We start from the raw sequence: 18,911 nt of genomic DNA, 5'->3' as shown, positions 1-18,911 counted from the left end.
ATTAGCGTGGTTTTTTACACAGGCATAGATTAATGATTTTCTGATGCATGGTTGATAGTGTATTTTGGAATCTCAATTTCAAGATCTTCATCTACAACTTCAACTTGGCATGAAAGACGTGAATCAGGTTCTAATCCCCAAGCACGATCTAACAAATCTGCTTCAACATCATTCATTTCTTCAAGACTATCAAAACCTTTGCGTACAATCACATGACAAGTCGTACATGCACAAGACATGTCACATGCATGCTCAATTTTGATGTTGTTTTTTAATAGGCTTTCACATAAGTTTGCATTTTGCTCTACTTCAAACTCAGCACCTTCTGGGCAGAATTGCGCATGTGGAAGTACTTTAATACGTGGCATAATCTTTACCTTAATTAGTTTGAGTTTGACCAGTCTTCGAGTTTAGTGCCTTTTAATGCAGCATCAATATGTTGATTCATACGTAATGCGGCAAAATTATCACTGTGTATTTTAAGCTGTTCGATTGATTGTTCAATAGCTTTGATATCATCACTTTTTAGCTGAGTCTCTAGTTGAGTCTTAGCAGTATTTAGCTGGTCAAGCTGTTCAGTGCTTAAAAGATGGGTATCAACTTTTAGGGCTTGCGCTAATGCTTCAAGTTCACGCTGTGCTTCAACTTTGGTTTCTTGAAGATGACGAAGATTTTTGTCTTCTTCAGCATATTTAAAACCATCAAGTAATAGTCGTTCGGTATCTGCTTCAGATAAACCATAAGATGGTTTGATGTCAATTTGCGCATGTACACCAGACGTGGTTTCTTTTGCAGCCACTGTGAGTAAACCATCTGCATCGACTTGGAAGGTCACTTCAATGCGAGCTTGTCCAGCGGTCATCGGTGGGATGCCGTGTAGCACAAAACGACCTAAGCTACGACAATGTTCAACTAGATCGCGTTCGCCTTGTACTACATGAATTAACATGGCTGTTTGACCATCTTGATATGTAGTGAATTCTTGACGACGTGCAACAGGAATAGCGGTATTTCGAGAAATTAGGCGTTCAACTAAGCCCCCCATGGTTTCTAAGCCAAGAGAAAGAGGGGTAACGTCTAAAAGCAATGAGCCATCAGTCGAATTGCCAATTAATTGATTGGCAGTAATAGATGCACCAATTGCGACTACTTCATCTGGGTTGATGGTACATAGCGGTTCTTGGTTGAATACTGTTTGAACCGCTTTTTGTACAGCGTAAGAACGTGTAGAGCCACCCACTAAAACTACATTTTGAATGTCATCAAGTTCTAATTTAGCATCGCGCATGACGCGTTTACAGACACTGATGGTTTTATCAAGTGCAATTTGAATAATTGATTCAAAAGTAGGGCGATCAAGCTGTAGTGACTGATCAAGAAGTTTGAGTTCAACTTCATTAACATCAGATAACGCTTCTTTTGCCTTGCGAGCAGCGACAACGAAATGTGCATATTCAGCATCATCAAGAAGTTCGATGTTTAATTGTTTTTTTGCCCATTTCACAATCAGACGATCAAGATCATCGCCACCTAATGCTGTGTGTCCACCTGTTGCTAAAACTTCGAATACGCCTTGCGAAAAACGAAGGATAGAAACGTCAAATGTGCCACCACCTAGATCATAGATCACATAGTTACGATCTGTTGCTAAATTGGTTTCTTGATCCAAACCGTAAGCAACGGCCGCAGCTGTTGGTTCATTCAATAAACGAAGAACATTTAAGCCTGCAAGTTGAGCAGCATCACGTGTTGCTTGGCGTTGAGCTTCATCAAAATAAGCAGGAACTGTGATAACAGCACCATTAACTGGATTTTTAAGACTTTCTTCAGCACGGTCTTTCAGTTGTTTTAAAATTTCTGCAGAAATTTCAACAGGTGTTTTGCGACCTTGTGCAGTTTCAAATGCAGGCATTTGATGATCTTCACCCACAAGTGTGTAGGGGTGTTGAAATTTAATGTCAGCTTTAGAACGTCCCATAAACCGTTTAACAGAAACTATAGTATTTTTAGGATCTGTGGTAATAAAAGGTTTTGCATCGTCACCATAATGGGCTTGATGTGGAGCGTAATGAACGATTGAAGGAAGTAACACTCGACCTTGTTCATCGTTAAGAACTTTGGCTTTTCCTGAAAGCACAGTTGCGACTAAAGAGTGGGTTGTGCCTAAATCAATTCCAATCGCGATACGGTGTTCATGAGGTGCACTTGATTGCCCCGGTTCTGCAATTTGCAAGAGTGCCATGCGTTACATCCTTTGAGCAGTAAAATTTAAAAAATTAGAAATCATCATCAAGATCGAAACTATCATCATCCAAGAAACGATCTTCAGCTTTGTCGATATCGAGCATGACTTTTTGAAAGAAGCGTAATTTTCTGACTGTGTCACGTGCTTCAGCCCAATCTTCATCGGTATAATCGATTTTGAATTCACGAACTAAACCGTCAATCCATTGCGAAACCTCTTTTTTTAGCGAGATAAGATCTTCGGTCGAAGATGCTTCATCAAGCTGTTCGCGTATTTCTAGCGCAGATTGAAGGAATTCAAAATCATTAATTGATTGATCTAAATGATGATCTTGTTTTTTGAGAGCTAACAAATAACCAGCACGGCTATCGACATGAGATAAAACTTTGAATGCTTGATTGATTTCGCTTGATTTAATCAAGGCTTGATCTTTATCTTCAGCTTTATCAGGGTGATATTGTTGCTGCAGTTTTAAAAATTCGCTTTTTAAACTTGCTAAATCAATATCGAGCGCTACTGGAAGGTTAAACAACTCAAAATGATTCATGGAAGATGGGATCCGCAATAATTTCATGTAAATAAATAGAATTAAAACAGTGTAAAGACACTGTTTTAAAAAAGAAAGGCGGTAGGGCTATTAAACAGTGAAAGATTCACCGCAACCACATTCACCTTTTTTATTCGGGTTGTTAAACTCGAAGCCTTCGTTCAGACCATTTTTCACATAGTCCATTTCCATACCATCGAGATAGACTAAGCTTTTTGGATCTACAAAGACTTTAACACCGAACTGTACAAACATTTCATCATGTGCATCAACTTCGTCAACGAATTCGAGTACATATGCTAAGCCTGAACAGCCAGAAGTTTTCACGCCAACGCGAATACCTTCACCCTTACCGCGATTCTTTAAGTAATTGCTGATATGAGTTGCAGCATTTTCAGTTAAATTGATCATGAAAACTCCGTTATTCTTTCACTGATTTTGAAACAATTAAGCTTTAGTCTGCTTGTTGCGATAGTCTTCAACAGCAGCTTTAATTGCATCTTCTGCAAGTACAGAGCAGTGAACTTTCACTGGTGGAAGTGCAAGCTCAGTTGCGATATCAATGTTTTTAATAGCTTGTGCTTGGTCTAAGGTTTTGCCTTTTAACCACTCAGTCACTAACGAACTTGATGCAATTGCAGAGCCGCAACCATAAGTTTTAAAGCGAGCTTCTTCAATTACACCTTCGTCGTTAACTTGGATTTGAAGACGCATAACGTCACCACAAGCTGGCGCGCCAACCATACCAGTACCAACATTTTCAGCGTTTTTGTCTAAAACACCTACATTACGAGGGTTTTCGTAATGATCAATTACTTTTTCACTATATGCCATGATGCTTCTCCAAACCTCGGGGTCAGCGTTAATATTAATATGGGGTTAAATTCGGTTTAATCAATGAGATCATACGAAATGATCTCATTGAAAGCAGAGAATTAGTGTTCAGCCCATTCGACTGTAGAAAGGTCAATACCTTCTTTATACATATCCCAAAGCGGAGAAAGTTCACGTAACTTATCAACAGCAGCTCGGGTCACGCTTAACACATGATCAATGTCTTCTTCGGTAGTGTATTTACCAAAGCTGAAGCGAATTGAACTGTGAGCCAACTCATCAGAAAGACCTAATGCACGAAGTACATAAGATGGTTCTAAAGTTGCAGATGTACATGCCGAACCAGAAGAAACGGCAGCATCTTTGAGGGACATCATTAATGATTCACCTTCAACAAAGTTGAAGCTGACATTGAGGTAGTTTGCAACGTTTTGAGTTGGGTGACCATTAAGGAATACCTGCTCAAGATCTTGTAAACCATTCCAAAGTTTGTCACGTAGTGCGCGTAAGCGAGTTTGTTCAGCAGTCAAGTTTTTGCCTGCGAGTTCAAATGCTTCACCCATGCCTACGATTTGGTGTGTTGGTAAAGTACCAGAACGCATACCACGCTCATGACCACCACCATGCATTTGTGCTTTTAAGCGTACACGAGGGCTACGACGAACAAACAATGCGCCAATGCCTTTAGGACCATAAATTTTGTGAGCAGAGAAACTCATTAAGTCTACTTTTAAAGTAGAAAGATCAATTTCAACTTTACCCGCAGCTTGCGCAGCATCAACATGGAAGAAAATTTTGTTGGCGCGAGTAATTTCACCGATTGCAGCAACATCAGTCACAGTACCAATTTCGTTGTTTACCATCATGAGGGAAACAAGAATAGTATCTGGACGAATTGCAGCTTGAACCATTTCAGGGGTAATTAAACCTGTTTGTGGTAAAGGCTCAAGGTAAGTAATTTCAAAACCTTCCGACTCTAATTCGCGGCAAGTATCTAAAATTGCTTTATGTTCGATTTTACTGGTAATAATATGCTTACCTTTAGAAGCATAAAATTGAGCTACACCTTTTAATGCTAGGTTGTCAGACTCAGTTGCACCAGAAGTCCACACGATTTCACGTGGGTCTGCTTTAATTAAATTCGCAACTTGTTCGCGTGCGTATTCAACTTTCTCTTCAGCTTGCCAACCATATGCATGTGAGCGAGAAGCTGGGTTGCCAAAAGTACCTTCGAAAGTTAAACATTCCATCATGCGTTCTGCAACTTGAGGGTCTACAGGAGTGGTTGCTGCATAATCAAGATAAATCGGACGTTTCATTTCAAATACTACCTGTAACCGATAAAAGGGCTGAATCAAATGATGCTGTATTTTGACGAATGGCAACGGTTTGTACGTTGTCGCGGGCTACAAGATCAGCAAGTGTGATTTTAGCGAGATAATCGGCAATGTGGTGAGAGAGTTCTTGCCATAAATCATGTGTTAAACACATTGCACCATTTTGACAGTTGCCTTTATGGTCACAACGTGTTGCATCTACAGTTTCATTTACAGCTTCAATAATTTCTAACACAGTGATGTCTTCAGCGCTACGAGCAAGGTGATATCCACCATTCGCACCACGAACGCTAGAAACTAATCCATGACGTTTTAGCTTGGCAAAAAGTTGTTCAAGATACGCAACGGAAATAGTTTGGCGAGCTGCAATTTCGGCTAGAGTGATCGTTTGTTCAGTAGGCTGCAAAGCTAGATCAAGTAGAGCAGTCACCGCGTAGCGACCGCGAGTTGTTAAGCGCATGATTCGATACACATGTTTAGACTAGATGTGTAGATTCTATGAATCCTGACTAAAATAGTCAAGTTTTTTTAAGACCATTTATTTTGTTTTAATTAATAGTAAAAATAGTAATTTATGAAAGCCAAACATTATACACAAATAAAGTAATAAGAAGTACTGTGGTTACAAAAAAGGCAGCATTAATACGCTTTTGCTTTTGTTCTAGGCGGCGGATGCGATTTTTATATTGTTTTACCTCGACTTGAAGTGAATTTATTTTAGAGCGTTGCTGGTCAATTTTCTCTAAAAGTGGCGCGACACGTTTATTGGAGGAGGTAATATTCTTTTCATCATCAGCGGGTTGTAGGAACCACTGTTTCCAGTCAGCAAGTACTTTAGGGGCGCTAAAAAGCAATACTAAATCACGAAACTCATCTTTTAGTACAATATCACCATCTATACGCATCGTTTTAATACTGCGTCGATTTGCAAACACAAAAATTTTGACGAGATCCATAAGTGTGGTTCTGACGTCAAGATCCACAGGTTTCTCAGGTGCTTTAGTATCAAATAGGATGCCATGCTCATTAAATTGCACATAAAAGTCGAAATAGGGAACATAGCTATTAATTTTGATCGCAACTTTCTGTTCAATAAATTTTTTAGCTTGTAATGCAACAACAGGATCGCGTTTAACAATAAAAGTAAAAATCGTTTCTAAAACAATCATGGATGTTGTCAGCAACAAATGTGGTTGATTTTGTCTTTGTTGCGAATCGCTCATAAAACCTAATCCTTGCGGGTAAACAAATTGTCCTATCTCATTGTATATATTTGAGGACTGAAATTAATTGCATATTAAACCTGCTTTGTAGAACAGTTTTGCAAATCGATCAAGTGTTAAGTTTGCTATTATGAGTTTATTTATACGGTTGTTGTGTGAATGGGACAGAAAATAAGCTGGAGTAGCTCGAATGAATAAAACGACAAAAACAGAGAATAATGAAGATGGAGTTTCGGCATTGGATGATATGCAAAGAGAGCGTATCCGTCATCGATCAAAAGCTGGGCTGGATTTTAGAAAATATACCAAACAGATTTGGCTGGCAGGTTTGGGAGCTTTTTCAAGAGCTGAAGAAGAAGGGAATAAGTTATTTGACTCTTTGGTTAAAGTGGGTGAAGAGCTTGAGTCTAAAACAACGGAAATTGCTGACCAAACGGTCGAAAAAGTTTCAGAGAAAGCTAAAGAGTCAGTCGTTGATACTAAAGACAAAGTGGAGAAACTGATTGATCACAGTGTGCATCATTCTTTAAATCGGATCGGTCTGGTTACAGCAAAAGATATTCAGCATTTGGAAAGTTTGATTTTACAATTACATAGTAAGGTTGATGCTTTGATTATAGAAAATGAACAACTGAAAGCAAAAATTGATAAAAAATGACAGATTTCGGAAGTTTGCTATTTTTTCCAAGTAAATTTGCGATTAAATTTGTAGAAAAGCTCAAGAGGAGTATTGCGTTCTCCCCTAAAGCATTGCTATAAAGGCGTTATGGTAATTTAAACTATATCCTTGAACCTTAAATAAACGATATTAGAGGACTTCATCTTCATGAATAAATCAGAATTAATTGATGCAATTGCAGAAAAAGGGGGATTGTCTAAGACTGACGCAGGTAAAGCCTTAGACGCGACAATTGCTTCAATCACAGAAGCACTTAAATCTGGTGATACAGTTACGCTTGTTGGCTTCGGTACTTTCAATGTGAAAGAACGTGCTGCTCGTACTGGTCGTAACCCACAAACTGGTGCGACTCTTGAAATTAAAGCTAGCAAAGTTCCTAGCTTTAAAGCAGGTAAAGGTTTAAAAGATTCTGTAGCTTAATCTTTTAACGATTTACCAAACGCGCCTCCTTGGCGCGTTTTTTATTAATAATGCTGATTTGATGTCTAAACGCATTCATTCATATCAGGTTTTCGGGTAAAATGCGGCACAAATAAAATATTGGAATACTTATGGAATCTTTTCGTAAAGTTATTAAGGGCTGGTTGGGCAAAGTTTTGCTCATTTTGTTTTTGACCCCTTTAGCACTTGTAGGTATTGAAGGATATTTTAGTAGTGGTAGTTCTAAGGACACTGCAAAAACAGTGAATGGGCAAGAAATTAGCAATAAAGAGCTGGAAAACGCGACGAAGTCGTATAGTCAGCAGTACTTATCTTATGTAAATGGTGATGAAACATTGTTGAATCAGTCTTTTATTAAAGATAAAGCTTTAGAATCATTGATTGCACGTAACTTATTATTACAACAAGCAGAAAAATTAGGCATTTCATTGAGCGATGCTCAAATTGAGCAAATGATTGCACAACAACCAAGCTTGCAAGAAAACGGCAAGTTTTCTGAAGCGCTTTATGCGAATTATTTAAAATCAGTGGGTTTAACAAGCCAGGCATTGATTGAAAATTTACGTCAAGATCATGCTTTGAAGATGATGTCGTCAATGGTGATGGATTATGCCTTGGTGAGTAAGGTTGATATTCAGCAAATTGCGAATTTGCAAACTGAGCAACGTACTATTCATTTGGCAAGTATCAAACTTGATGATTATAAAAAAGGCATTCAAGTTAGTCAGCAAGAAGTTTCTGATTATTATAACAAGCATAAAAATGCATTTAGACAAGTTGCAAGTGTCGACGTCGATTTTGTGTTGCTTAGCCCAACGAACTTACCTGCGGTAAATGCTCAGGTTACGGATGCAGAATTGCAACAAGCTTATGCAAAATTTGTTGAATCTCAAAAGTCTACAGTTAAGCCTTCAGTGAAGCATATTCTTATTACGGCTGATTCGCGCTCAGATGCTGATGCGAAGAAATTAGCTGATAGTGTGGCTACACAAATTAAAGCAGGTATGAGTTTTGCAGATGCTGCTCAAAAGTATTCTGATGACACTGACTCAAAATCAAAAGGTGGGGTTCTTGCTGCCTATGAGAAGGGTGTCTTTGGCGATGCATTTGATAAAGCTGTTGCGTCTTTAAAATCAGGTCAGGTTTCAGCGCCAGTGAAAACCCAATACGGTTATCACATTATTTCTGCTGAAGCGCCAGCAATTAAGTTGCCATCTTTTGAAGCTGAAAAACCACGTTTAATTGCTGAAGTACAAAAAGCGAAAATGGCAAATGCATTCTCTGATACCGTAAATAACTTGAATGAAATGGTAGTGGGTAGTGATGCACTCGATACCGTAGCTCAAGAAGTTAAAGGTGTGCAGGTTCAATCAATCAAAGGTTTAACTTTAGGCATGCAGCATCCAGTTTTAAGCGAAGCAAATGTAAAAGCTAAACTATTTAATGATGATGTGAAAAGTGGTGACCGTAATGCTTCAAGTAACATCCAATTAGCGAATGGCGATGTTGTTTGGGTAAAAGTACGTGATTATCATGCAGCTGGTGAACAAACACTAGCTGAAGCAAGCGCGCGCGTGAAAGCAAAATTGATTGAGTTGAAAGCTACGGCTGCGGCTAAAGCAAAAATTCAAAAAGCATTGGATGAATTTAAAACTCAACCAGCTGCAACAGTAATTGCTAAAAATCAATTAAGTTTTGAAGATGCAGGTGTGTTTACGCGCTCACAAGGTTTAAAACGCCAGATTGAACGTGCGGCATTCAGTGTTCCAGCACCTAAAGCAGGCATGTGGTCAGTAACAACAGCGTCATTACCAAATGAGTTTGTTGTGGTTGCAATTTCTAATGTGAACAAAACTGCTGCAAATGCTCTGACACCAGAACAGTTGGCAGAATTGACGAAGCTTTATCAACAACTTCGTGGTCAGCAAGAACTTGATGACTATACTCAATATTTAAAGAGCCAAGCGAAAATTAAATAGACGACAGTAATAAAAAAAACCAGCCTAGGCTGGTTTTTTTATGCTTATAAGATTATTCAGCCCGAAGAATAATTTCATAGCCTGTATATTTACGAATGTTAATCACACCTGTATCGAGCAGTAAGTATTGACCTTTAATACCCTGTAATTTCCCTCGGATGATCGGAGTCTTATCTAGATTGTGTGACTTAATCTTTTCAGGGTAATGTTCGACAGGATAAATGAACTCACGAGGTTGTTCATTTTCCAGAAGTTCAACGCTTTCGTTAAATTCAAGATTTTGGCTAAATTCATCACGAATGGTTTGAATTTTAGGTGCAAATTCTTCTATCAGTTGTTCACGTACTTCAAGTAAGTTGATAGGTTCAGCTTGACCTTTAAGAAGTTTGCGCCAGTCAGTTTTATCAGCAACTTGAGTCCCAAACATGATTTCGAGTTGACCCGATAAGCGACGAGAACTCACTTTCATAATTGGAAGAGCCTGAGTAGCACCTTGGTCTAACCAACGTGTAGGCATTTGTCCAAGACGGGTAATTCCGACTTTCAATGCACTGGAATTAGCCAAATAAACGATATGCGGTTGAAAACATACTTCATGCGCGAAACTATCTTCACGGCATGTACCTAGATGATAGTGGCAGGTTTCTGGTTTCATAATACACATGTCGCAAGATGCTTTGGTTTTAAAACATTTAAAACAATGCCCTTGAGAATAAGACTTCGGTGTTTTACTGCCACAAGAAACACAGTAAATATTTCCAGTCCACTCCAACTCGATTTCTTGACCTAAACTGAATGGAAGCTCAATTTCTGCGCGATCTAAGATAAATTTATATTCAACATTTGCCTTGCGAGTCTGTTGATCAGTTACACTAAGGTCTTTGAGACCTGCTTGCATTTTATGACAAATGCCTTGTAGTTCCATGAAAAGCTCACTCAATATTAAGGATGCAGTTATGGCTGAACAGAATGTCATCACTTTTATGTTAGACGATTTATCTCAGGAACAGCCTATTCAAACTGCATTGTGTATTGGCCAAAATTTAGAACAATATGACCAGAATCAATCAATTCGTTGGGCTTATTTTAACGTAACTGAGTTGCTAAGTCTGCCTTTTACTCAGCGGTATGATTTGGGTTTTGTTGTATTAGATAACTTAGAGATGAGCAGCTTATCAGATGTGACCAAGGCACAATTTTTAGTGAAGCTACGTGATTTAATGGCGAAAAAGTTGGTTGTGGTCGCGACAGAGCAAGATAATAAATTAATGCGCTCGCTTGGTTTTACCCAACTTATTGAAAAGTCAGCACAGGGTAATGATTTGGCAATCTGGCAATTCAACATTTTAAACTACAAACATGTCCCAGATTGGTTTAACTCTAAATACTGGGCGAATCCTGAGAACTGGAATAAATTTCGCTGGTAATTTTTCCGTTTAGGGAATAATTATAAAAATGAGTTTGTACTTTTTTAAGTTTGTACAAGCTCATTATTTATTTTGCCAATGAGCATTTTCATCTTTTATAATAAGCTGCTTTCTTTTTTGACATTTGTCACACATCTTCCTGATATGATGCCTTTACTTACTGATTCCTTGCAAAATCAGCCTTTTTCTATTTTTCTTGAATACTTGCCGACTAAGCACGCACAACTTGTGCCATCGTGCATAGCTGGCTACCCAGTGACCATGACGATTGCTGATCGTGTACGTAGTGATGATGATCCTGAGCCATTAGCAATTGCTCAAAATTATGCTGCTGAGATTCCAAAAATTTTACATTTTTCGGGTAAAGGGCGAGACATAGCAGATTTTAATGAATTTATTCGGGCGATACAGGAGCAAGGATATTCTAATGTATTGTTACTGACAGGTGATAAGTTAAAGCATCATCAAGATGGTCAAGATGTAAATTTGCCACGGACGCGTTATTTAGAATCTGTAAATGCTGTAATGCAGGCCAAAAAGCTTGCGCCTCAAATAAAAGTTGGGGTGGCGCTGAATCCATTTAAATATGCAAAAGCTGAGCACGATGCTCAATATTTTAAATTAGATAAGAAAGTACAGGCTGGGGCAGACTACGTTGTCACGCAGTTAGGCTTTGATTTGGACGCGTTAAAAGAAGCCAAGCAATATTTAAATAAACTGCCTTCATGTTTGGATTTATTTGCCTGCGTCATGCCATTAACAGTGGCGCGAGCAGAATTTATGGTTAAGCATAAAGTTGCAGGTATTGTTTTAACTCCGCATCTTTTACAGTTGCTTAAACACGAGCAGAGTGTAGATGCTGTCATTGCAGAACAAAATGTTTATGCACGTTGTGCTTTGCAGATTTTAATTTGTCGTTTTTGGGGATTTGCTGGAGTGCATTTATCTGCCTGTCATAAGGCCGAAGAGCAAAAAAAATTAGAACAGGCGCTTGAGCGTTTTCAGGATTTTAGTTTTGAGCAGTGCATGCAGATTTGGAGTGAACTGCATCAATTGAAATCGGGTGATGAGCTTAAGCCTAAATCTGATGTATTTCAAAAGAAAGTGTCTTCAGAGCAAATGCTCAAATATAAAAGTATGCAGTTTATGCATGATTCAATGTTTGATTCCAAGATTGCGAGGAACGTAGGACGCAAACTTTTTAATCCTAAGCTTTGGTCGGGGTATTTTGCTAATAAATTACTTATAAAGTCTGAATACTTGTCTAAACATGGGGTAGTCGGTTGTGAAAGTTGCGGTCAATGTCGTCTAGCGGACACCTTATATATTTGCCCTGAAACTTGTCCAAAAGGCTTAGCGAATGGTCCTTGTGGTGGAACTACTTTGGACCGGTGTGAATTTGGAGATCGCGAATGTATTCACTCGGTTAAAGCGCGTTTGGCAGAGCAGACTAACCAAATAGCGATATTAAAAGAACGCTTAATTGACACAGTGCCTATAGAATTACGCGGCACAAGTTCTTGGGTGAATTGGTTTAATCCTAAATAAAAAACACGCCTAAGCGTGTTTTTTATAAAATTGGTGAGGATTAGAAATTGTATTCCATACCTGTACCAATCACAGTGCGCTTGTCGTCATCACTTAACCAATCACGTTTTTGTTGTGCTACGATGCCGTAAAATCGTGCTTGCTTGTTAATTTTGTAGTCTAAACCGATGCCATACTGGTCAATAGTGCGATCATCATGACCATCACGTGCAGTTTTTGCTGATTGGTATTGTCCTTTCACAGCAAAAGGAGTGTTACCAATTTTGTAAGTAACAGCAGCAATCCACGAATCTTCTTCTAGACCTTTGTAGTTAGCTAGAATCGCTTGACCGTTTGTATCTTTTTTACCAGTGTCATAAGCAGTTAAGTCGTCTTTTGGTTCAGCATGTTGCCACAAACCGCCAAGTACCAAACCTTTCACACCAATTGAAGCGAAGTCATAAGAACCTGTTACACGGTAAGCATCAGAGTAAATATCTTTTAAGCTATATGCATTGTATTTACCTTGAATGCCAGAGTTACCAGCAACTGCTAGGGCTAGACCTAAATCTTTATTTTCGTAGTTTAATGAAGCTGAAACAGCATCACCAAAACCATCACGTTTATCATTATTGCCAGTTGTTCCCGCTACTACGCTAGAAGAACTTTCACCTTGTTGGAACATTACGTTGAATGATAAGCCTGCAAGTAATTTAGGGTCAGATTCAAAACCAACGACATTGTTTGAACGCTCTTCACCATACATGGTATTGGTGATATCTAAAATTGTGTGGTCGTTGAAGATATCTTGATTGTTACCAGCCGCAGTCTTGAAGTAAGAGTCAAATTTACCTACTTTTAATGCGCCAATACCATCACTTTTTAAACCAATAAAACGGTTACGTGCGCTAAGGTCTGTGTCTGAACCAGAACCATCAGTTGCGATTGCCCATTCAGCTAAATAGATTGCAGATAATTTTTCTGTTAGCTTTTCTTCACCTTTAATACCAAAGCGAGAAGCATTAGAGTTGATTTCAGTTACATCACTCTTGCCATCAAAATTTTTGTTATCAACATTGTCGATCGATACGTTTAGTTTACCGTACAATGTTGGCGCTGCCTGTGCTGCGTTTAAGCTTAAAGTTGTCACTGCTGCAGCAAGTAGCAATTTTTTCATTGAGATTTCTCCAAAACACGATTTTTATGGCAAGTGCCTACAAACTCTTATTTTCAGCTCGCTTCTGTACAATTCGTTACATAGCTCACCAACTTGCTATGCAGTATCTGTAAACTTTGTGACAGCAAAGTGAAAACTAAATGACAGTTTGATGACGCGATGTGATTGGATAACGCTCAGTTTTTATTTTATTTTTTACCTTAAATGAAAAATGGAGCCAACGGGCTCCATTTAATCTGTAGCTTATCAACTTAAGATTCTAAAGCAGCTTTAATTTTTTCAGCTTGAGCTTTAATCTTTTCTTGATCACCCATTTGTGCAGCGTGCTTACCTAAATGATGCACGTTGGTCGGAATGAGATGGAAATGGACATGTGGAACAGTTTGTCCAGCAGGTACTCCACTTAATTGCATTAAGATAATGCCATCTACACCCAGTGCTTTTTCTATTGCACGTGCAATTTTTTGTGTGACCTGAATGGTATAGGCGGCAGCTTCGGCAGGAAGATCAAGTAAGCTTATAGCTGGAGTTTTAGGAATGACTAGGGTGTGGCCTTCAGCTTGCGGCATGATATCCATAAAAGCAAGAACCTGATCATCTTCATAGACTTTAATTGCAGGAAGTTCTCCACGAAGGATTCTTGCAAAAATATTTTGATCATCGTAAGCCATAATTATTCCTTTAACAGTCTCCATTTAAGGAGAAGCTTGGTGGTTATTTACAATTTAATTCTTTCTGACGAGCTTTGATTTCGTCAAGACGTTGCTGCTCTTTGTCTGAAAATTTAGGTTTGGTAGTATAGCAATTGTCATTACCAAACTTTGCTTTTGCTTCAGGGTCTTTAAAACAGAAACCTTTAGATGCATAGATGACATCATGATCATTCTTGAGTTTTTGACACTCTTGCTCTGGCGTAGCAGCCAAAGTATTTGCACCAATAAGGGTAGATAGACCAGCAAGACAAGCAATAAGCAACTTACTCATAAGAGTTTCCTCACGGTTTGTAACAGTATATGTTTAATACCTTATTACAATATTGGGTTTAATTTGTCATCTTCAATGGCAATAAATTACTCTAACGTACTTTTGCTCAACATGATAGGCAAAAGTTATATATATCAATAATTTTATAAAGTTAAATTGATAATAAAAATTTAACTCATTTAACTTTAATTGTTATTGTCTCTAGTTCAACGTTATGTTGGACTTTTTTGAATTTGTTATGGGGAATGACATGATTGAAAATTTTTATAAATATCTTGGGGCTTTACATGATGCCAGATTGTATGGATTCTTACTTGATTGGAATCCAGAATTATGGAAATTCGATGTTATTTTATATGTCCATATCTTTTCTGATTTTGATTGTGAATTGGAACAATATTCGCTTGAGAAAGCTTTGGTGACTTTTGAAAATGCTTCGATTGATAAATTCAGTATTACGAATGATTTAAGTTGCGGGCAATTTTACATAATTGATTACGAAGTTAAAGATCTAGGAAATGATAAGTATCAATTTGTTTTTGAATTTAACAAAACTGTACCAGAATTGATTATCACGGCTGAAAATATGAGAATTACAACCTCTGGAGTTGTGGTAGAAAAGAATGAACAGTATCTGGCGACCAATTGGTCAAAATTATTTGATTAAAAGATTGCGGTATTCGCCAATTGGGTTATGTCTGATTTTGTTAAAATTATTAAAATAAAAAACCCCCACTATATTAAGTAGGGTTTTTTTTATTAAATTTGAAATAAACTTTTGATTATAAAAAAACAAATCATTCCAACGTAATTTTGCTCCAAGATTCATATAATTTTACTGCACTAGAAAAATCACTTTCTGCAGGCGAAAGATCACTTGCTGCTTGTATGAGACTTTGTGTCAATGCAATTACAGGTGCTGAAAGTTTAGCATCACGGACTAAATCTAATGCTATTCCAGTATCCTTTGCCAATAACGGTAAAGCAAAGGTAAGAGGGAAACTACGGTTTAAAACACGTTGCGGTAATACGGTCTCCGTCACTCCACTTTTACCACTAGAGGCATTAATGCAATCTAGTGCTTCACCCAAATTTACACCATGTGCTTTTAAAGTGGTAAAGCCTTCGGCTACTGAGCAAAGATTGACCGCAAGAAGCATGTTGTTCACCGCTTTCACAGCGAAACCTGCACCTGAGTTACCCACATGCTTAATGAGTTTTCCAATCGCTTGCAAGGCAGGAAGTGCTTTTTCGAACGCTTCTGCATCACCACCTACCATGACGGTTAGTGTGGCATTTTCAGCGCCAATCGTTTGACCACTTACAGGAGCATCTAAGAAATTCACTTGTTGTGTTTGTAAAGCTTCTGCCAGATTTTTAGCAGACTCTGGTACACCACTTGTGCAATCAATCCAGATACTGCCTGCTTTTAATTCCAATCCAGAAATAAGCGCTTCAACATCTTGGCTCGTTGGAAGGCAAGAAAAAATGATGTCTGCTTGAACTGCATCTTGTAAAGAGACAGCAAGGGTTCCATATTCAGCTGCATGTTGTTCGGCTTTGGAAAAATTACGATTCCAAACAAACACGGTTTCAAAATGTTTAGGGAGATGGGCCGCCATACGATAACCCATAGCACCTAAACCGATAAAAGCAACTGAATGAATCATGATTTTTCCTTTATATCTTTGTCGATCTTTGTTCTAGCCAAGAGGTGAGTTTGGGCCAAAATTGTTCAGCGCTTGCCTTATTTGACATTAAACCCAAATGTCCTCCGGGGATAAGAGTAAACGTGACATCTTGGCTGTTTGTCAATTCACATAATGGCTTTATTGAGTCTTCAGTAACAAGTTGGTCGGTCTGACCAGCGCCAATAAACAAGGATGAGGTGATGGAATTTAATTTGATTTGTTTATCTTCAAGCTGAATAACACCATGTTTGAGTTCATTTTTTAGCCAAATTTTAAAAATCATGTCTTGGTTGATGCCACCAGGATAATCAATCATATTATTGAGAAACTGGCTAATCGTGGCATTTTCACTGATGGTTTCCAAATCATCTAAGTTGTTCAAAAGGGTTTTATAGCTTGCATACCAGCCTTTAGGATCTAGAATTTTAAAACCAATTGAATTTAAACGACCCGATGTATGGGTAAATTTTTTTGGAATATTGGTCGAAAACAAGAATTGATTGAGCGTTGTATTTTTTTGAACAAGTCGATACATATTTTGATTCACTTTACCAATGAATCCAGAAGCATAACTATCAATAGGGCTACCCAGAACAATTAAGTTTTTGACAAAATTAGGGTGCTGTAGGGCGCTATAAAGTAAAACAAAAATGCCTGCCATACTCCAGCCATGCAGTGAAATTTGTTCAGACTGAGCATGTTGGCGTATTTTATGAATGCAGTCTGGGAGTGTATAATCAACGATCGTGAGAAAGTGAATATGTCGATCACGAAAACGAAAGTGCTTCCATTCCACTAAATACACATCAAAACCTTGATTTTGAAAATACTTCACTAAAGAGCGATAAGGAAACAAATCGTAAATGGCCATATTAATGGCAAAAGGTGCTACAAAAACTAAGGGTTCGAGATAACGTTTTGAGACGGCTGGGTAGTAACGTACTTTAGCATAATCATTGCTTGCGATAATTTCGTAGGGCGTACTTTCAGACAGAATAAGCGAATGTTGTTTGAAGACGCGCGTAGATAAGTTTTTGAGTTGGACTTTCTGACTGGCGATCCGCTGTTTTAGTTTTGTCAACGTGGACATTTTAATTGACCTACCTGAAGATTTGCTCGAAGTCTAAACGATAATTTTATATTTTACCTTGACCTGAAATGCCGTAGACGCTCAAAATGTTGGCAATTATTCACAAAGGCAGTTCTGAGAACTGAATCGTAGAAATGAGCCAACAAGACGACATTGAATATCAACTCGATACATTAGCGATTCGTACTGGTCATACGCGTAGTTTTGAGGGTGAGCACGGCGAGCCAATTTTTTTAACCTCATCATTTGTTTATGAAAATGCGGCTGAAGCTGCGGCCAAATTTTCTGGACAAGAACCAGGAAATATTTACTCGCGCTTTACCAATCCAACTGTATCGATGTTTGAAAAACGTTTAGCTGCTTTGGAAGGTGCTGAGCGTGCAGTTGCAACCAGTTCGGGTATGGCTGCAATTATGGCAGTGGCAATGTCGTTTTTAAAAGCAGGGGATCACGTGATTTGTTCCCGCGCTGTTTTTGGTTCTACAGTTTCATTATTTGAAAAGTATGTGGCTAAATTTAGTGTTGCAGTCGATTTTGTAGATTTAACGGATTTGTCAGCTTGGAAAAATGCGGTTAAACCGACCACTAAACTTTTATTTGTAGAGTCTCCATCAAATCCTTTGGCCGAAGTGGCAGATATTCAGGCCTTGGCAGATATTGCACATGCAAATAATGCATTGCTTGCGATTGATAATAGCTTCTGTACGCCTGTATTACAGCGCCCAATTCAGTTTGGTGCCGACTTAATTGTTTATTCAGCAACAAAGTATTTAGATGGGCAAGGTCGTGCCTTGGGTGGTGCTGTCGTGGGGAGTCATAAACTTCTTGAGGAAGTTTTTGGTTATGTGCGTACAACAGGCCCATCAATGAGTCCTTTCAATGCGTGGGTATTCCTCAAAGGTTTGGAAACTTTAAGTTTGCGCATGAAGGCACACTCTGAAGGTGCGCAAAAGTTAGCTGAATATCTTAAACAGCACGATAAAGTTGAAAAAGTTTATTATGCAGGTTTGCCTGAACATGTAGGGCATGAGCTTGCAGCAAAACAACAAACTGGCTTTGGTGGTATTGTATCTTTTGAAGTAAAAGGTGGACGTGAAGAGGCTTGGAAAGTCATCGACAATACCCAATTTATTTCAATAACAGGTAACTTGGGTGATGTGAAGTCAACAATTACCCATCCCGCAACCACGACTCATGGTAAGCTTTCGCCTGAAGCAAAAGAAGCTGCGGGTATTCGTGAAAGTTTAATCCGTGTTTCAGTCGGTTTAGAAGACATTGATGATATTATTCGCGATTTAAACCGTGGTTTAAATCTGATTTAAATTGAGCGTTAGTTTTTAAATATTGTTCGGAGACTTTTATGAACATTAATATGTTGATGCAGCAAGCTCAACGCATGCAAAAAGAAATGGAAGGCAATCTTAAAAAAGCCAAAGAAGAGCTTGCACAAACCGAAGTTCATGCGGAAGCAGGTGGTGGCTTGGTTAAAGTGACAATGACTTGCCGTAATGTGGTGAAACGTATTGAGATTAACCCTGAATTGTTACAAGACGATCCAGATATGATTGAAGACTTGATTGCTGCTGCAATGAATGATGCGGCACGTCAGGCAGAAGCAATCTCTGAAGAGCGTCTAAAAGGTGCAAGTTCAGGCATGGGTCTACCACCAGGTCTTGCAGGGATGTTCTAATCCTAAGTGGTTTCTTACCTCCCTTTTTAGGGAGGTATTT

Annotated in this window: 22 protein-coding genes; 8 read left to right on the top strand and 14 right to left on the bottom strand. The window is 38.5% G+C overall.

The annotated features are described in order from the left end of the window. Nucleotides 1-29 precede the first annotated feature (29 nt). The 8 genes from fdx to I593_RS04065 all read right to left on the bottom strand — a co-directional run bounded on the left by fdx (nucleotide 30) and on the right by I593_RS04065 (nucleotide 6,186). Nucleotides 30-368 carry an ISC system 2Fe-2S type ferredoxin gene (gene fdx / locus I593_RS04100; protein ID WP_016166301.1) on the bottom strand — a complete coding sequence of 113 codons (339 nt, stop codon included), beginning with the start codon at nucleotides 366-368 and terminating at the stop codon, nucleotides 30-32. A gap of 14 nt (nucleotides 369-382) precedes the next feature. Next, on the bottom strand, nucleotides 383-2,242 hold the full coding sequence (hscA, locus tag I593_RS04095) for a Fe-S protein assembly chaperone HscA (RefSeq protein WP_016166300.1): 1,860 nt from the start codon (nucleotides 2,240-2,242) through the stop codon (nucleotides 383-385). Nucleotides 2,243-2,276: 34 nt separating this feature from the next. Further along, nucleotides 2,277-2,792 carry a Fe-S protein assembly co-chaperone HscB gene (gene hscB, locus I593_RS04090; RefSeq protein ID WP_016166299.1) on the bottom strand — a complete coding sequence of 172 codons (516 nt, stop codon included), beginning with the start codon at nucleotides 2,790-2,792 and terminating at the stop codon, nucleotides 2,277-2,279. Nucleotides 2,793-2,882: 90 nt separating this feature from the next. Further along, entirely contained in the window at nucleotides 2,883-3,203 is a 321-nt protein-coding gene (gene iscA, locus I593_RS04085; protein ID WP_016166298.1) for an iron-sulfur cluster assembly protein IscA, read from the bottom strand. A 36-nt stretch (nucleotides 3,204-3,239) separates the two neighbouring features. After that, complete coding sequence (gene iscU, locus I593_RS04080; protein WP_016166297.1) at nucleotides 3,240-3,626, bottom strand: Fe-S cluster assembly scaffold IscU; 387 nt, start codon at nucleotides 3,624-3,626, stop codon at nucleotides 3,240-3,242. A gap of 101 nt (nucleotides 3,627-3,727) precedes the next feature. Further along, nucleotides 3,728-4,945: an IscS subfamily cysteine desulfurase gene (locus I593_RS04075; RefSeq protein WP_016166296.1), complete on the bottom strand. Its 1,218-nt coding sequence runs from the start codon at nucleotides 4,943-4,945 to the stop codon at nucleotides 3,728-3,730. A 1-nt stretch (nucleotide 4,946) separates the two neighbouring features. Beyond that, complete coding sequence (locus I593_RS04070) at nucleotides 4,947-5,423, bottom strand: Rrf2 family transcriptional regulator (protein WP_016166295.1); 477 nt, start codon at nucleotides 5,421-5,423, stop codon at nucleotides 4,947-4,949. Nucleotides 5,424-5,535: 112 nt separating this feature from the next. After that, nucleotides 5,536-6,186 carry a hypothetical protein gene (locus I593_RS04065; RefSeq protein WP_016166294.1) on the bottom strand — a complete coding sequence of 217 codons (651 nt, stop codon included), beginning with the start codon at nucleotides 6,184-6,186 and terminating at the stop codon, nucleotides 5,536-5,538. A 247-nt stretch (nucleotides 6,187-6,433) separates the two neighbouring features. Here I593_RS04065 and I593_RS04060 point away from each other — a divergent pair, with 247 nt between their 5' ends. The 3 genes from I593_RS04060 to I593_RS04050 all read left to right on the top strand — a co-directional run bounded on the left by I593_RS04060 (nucleotide 6,434) and on the right by I593_RS04050 (nucleotide 9,285). After that, nucleotides 6,434-6,844 (top strand): phasin family protein, encoded by a 411-nt coding sequence (locus I593_RS04060; protein WP_042069161.1) that lies wholly within the window; start codon nucleotides 6,434-6,436, stop codon nucleotides 6,842-6,844. 168 nt (nucleotides 6,845-7,012) lie between these two features. Then, nucleotides 7,013-7,285, top strand: coding sequence for an HU family DNA-binding protein (locus I593_RS04055; protein WP_004697018.1), 273 nt, complete (start codon nucleotides 7,013-7,015; stop codon nucleotides 7,283-7,285). Nucleotides 7,286-7,416: 131 nt separating this feature from the next. Further along, nucleotides 7,417-9,285, top strand: a complete 1,869-nt coding sequence (locus I593_RS04050; RefSeq protein ID WP_016166292.1) for a SurA N-terminal domain-containing protein — start codon at nucleotides 7,417-7,419, stop codon at nucleotides 9,283-9,285. A 52-nt stretch (nucleotides 9,286-9,337) separates the two neighbouring features. On the opposite strand, the gene I593_RS04045 is transcribed toward I593_RS04050, so the two are convergent. Then, on the bottom strand, nucleotides 9,338-10,210 hold the full coding sequence (locus tag I593_RS04045; RefSeq protein ID WP_016166291.1) for a DUF2797 domain-containing protein: 873 nt from the start codon (nucleotides 10,208-10,210) through the stop codon (nucleotides 9,338-9,340). Nucleotides 10,211-10,241: 31 nt separating this feature from the next. Between I593_RS04045 and I593_RS04040 the strand changes: the two genes are divergently transcribed. Continuing rightward, nucleotides 10,242-10,712, top strand: coding sequence for a DUF6231 family protein (locus tag I593_RS04040; RefSeq protein WP_016166290.1), 471 nt, complete (start codon nucleotides 10,242-10,244; stop codon nucleotides 10,710-10,712). Nucleotides 10,713-10,859: 147 nt separating this feature from the next. Next, the gene (locus tag I593_RS04035) at nucleotides 10,860-12,260 is read left to right on the top strand and encodes a methylenetetrahydrofolate reductase C-terminal domain-containing protein (protein WP_026441169.1); all 1,401 of its coding nucleotides are present in this window, start codon (nucleotides 10,860-10,862) and stop codon (nucleotides 12,258-12,260) included. 40 nt (nucleotides 12,261-12,300) lie between these two features. Here the strand turns inward: I593_RS04035 and I593_RS04030 are convergent, their stop codons facing one another. The 3 genes from I593_RS04030 to I593_RS04020 form a co-directional block, all read right to left on the bottom strand. Then, on the bottom strand, nucleotides 12,301-13,416 hold the full coding sequence (locus I593_RS04030) for a porin (protein ID WP_016166288.1): 1,116 nt from the start codon (nucleotides 13,414-13,416) through the stop codon (nucleotides 12,301-12,303). Between the two features lie 251 nt (nucleotides 13,417-13,667). Then, nucleotides 13,668-14,087, bottom strand: coding sequence for an HIT family protein (locus I593_RS04025; RefSeq protein WP_016166287.1), 420 nt, complete (start codon nucleotides 14,085-14,087; stop codon nucleotides 13,668-13,670). A 43-nt stretch (nucleotides 14,088-14,130) separates the two neighbouring features. Then, a complete protein-coding gene (locus I593_RS04020) occupies nucleotides 14,131-14,400 on the bottom strand; it encodes a YARHG domain-containing protein (RefSeq protein WP_016166286.1) in 270 nt (89 codons plus the stop codon). A gap of 250 nt (nucleotides 14,401-14,650) precedes the next feature. Here I593_RS04020 and I593_RS04015 point away from each other — a divergent pair, with 250 nt between their 5' ends. After that, entirely contained in the window at nucleotides 14,651-15,067 is a 417-nt protein-coding gene (locus I593_RS04015; RefSeq protein ID WP_035302456.1) for a hypothetical protein, read from the top strand. Nucleotides 15,068-15,197: 130 nt separating this feature from the next. Here I593_RS04015 and I593_RS04010 read toward each other — a convergent pair whose 3' ends face one another. Continuing rightward, nucleotides 15,198-16,070, bottom strand: a complete 873-nt coding sequence (locus I593_RS04010; protein ID WP_016166284.1) for an NAD(P)-dependent oxidoreductase — start codon at nucleotides 16,068-16,070, stop codon at nucleotides 15,198-15,200. Nucleotides 16,071-16,080: 10 nt separating this feature from the next. Then, complete coding sequence (locus tag I593_RS04005) at nucleotides 16,081-17,181, bottom strand: alpha/beta fold hydrolase (protein WP_016166283.1); 1,101 nt, start codon at nucleotides 17,179-17,181, stop codon at nucleotides 16,081-16,083. 134 nt (nucleotides 17,182-17,315) lie between these two features. Between I593_RS04005 and I593_RS04000 the strand changes: the two genes are divergently transcribed. Together I593_RS04000 and I593_RS03995 are read left to right on the top strand one after the other, a co-directional pair. Beyond that, on the top strand, nucleotides 17,316-18,503 hold the full coding sequence (locus I593_RS04000) for an O-succinylhomoserine sulfhydrylase (RefSeq protein WP_016166282.1): 1,188 nt from the start codon (nucleotides 17,316-17,318) through the stop codon (nucleotides 18,501-18,503). 38 nt (nucleotides 18,504-18,541) lie between these two features. Continuing rightward, a complete protein-coding gene (locus I593_RS03995) occupies nucleotides 18,542-18,871 on the top strand; it encodes a YbaB/EbfC family nucleoid-associated protein (protein WP_016166281.1) in 330 nt (109 codons plus the stop codon). Nucleotides 18,872-18,911 lie beyond the last annotated feature (40 nt).

The sequence above is a fragment of the Acinetobacter tandoii DSM 14970 = CIP 107469 genome (assembly GCF_000400735.1).
Lineage (GTDB): Bacteria > Pseudomonadota > Gammaproteobacteria > Pseudomonadales > Moraxellaceae > Acinetobacter > Acinetobacter tandoii.
Note: the sequence above shows the minus strand (reverse complement) of the source record. Positions and strands in the feature narration are given on the sequence as shown.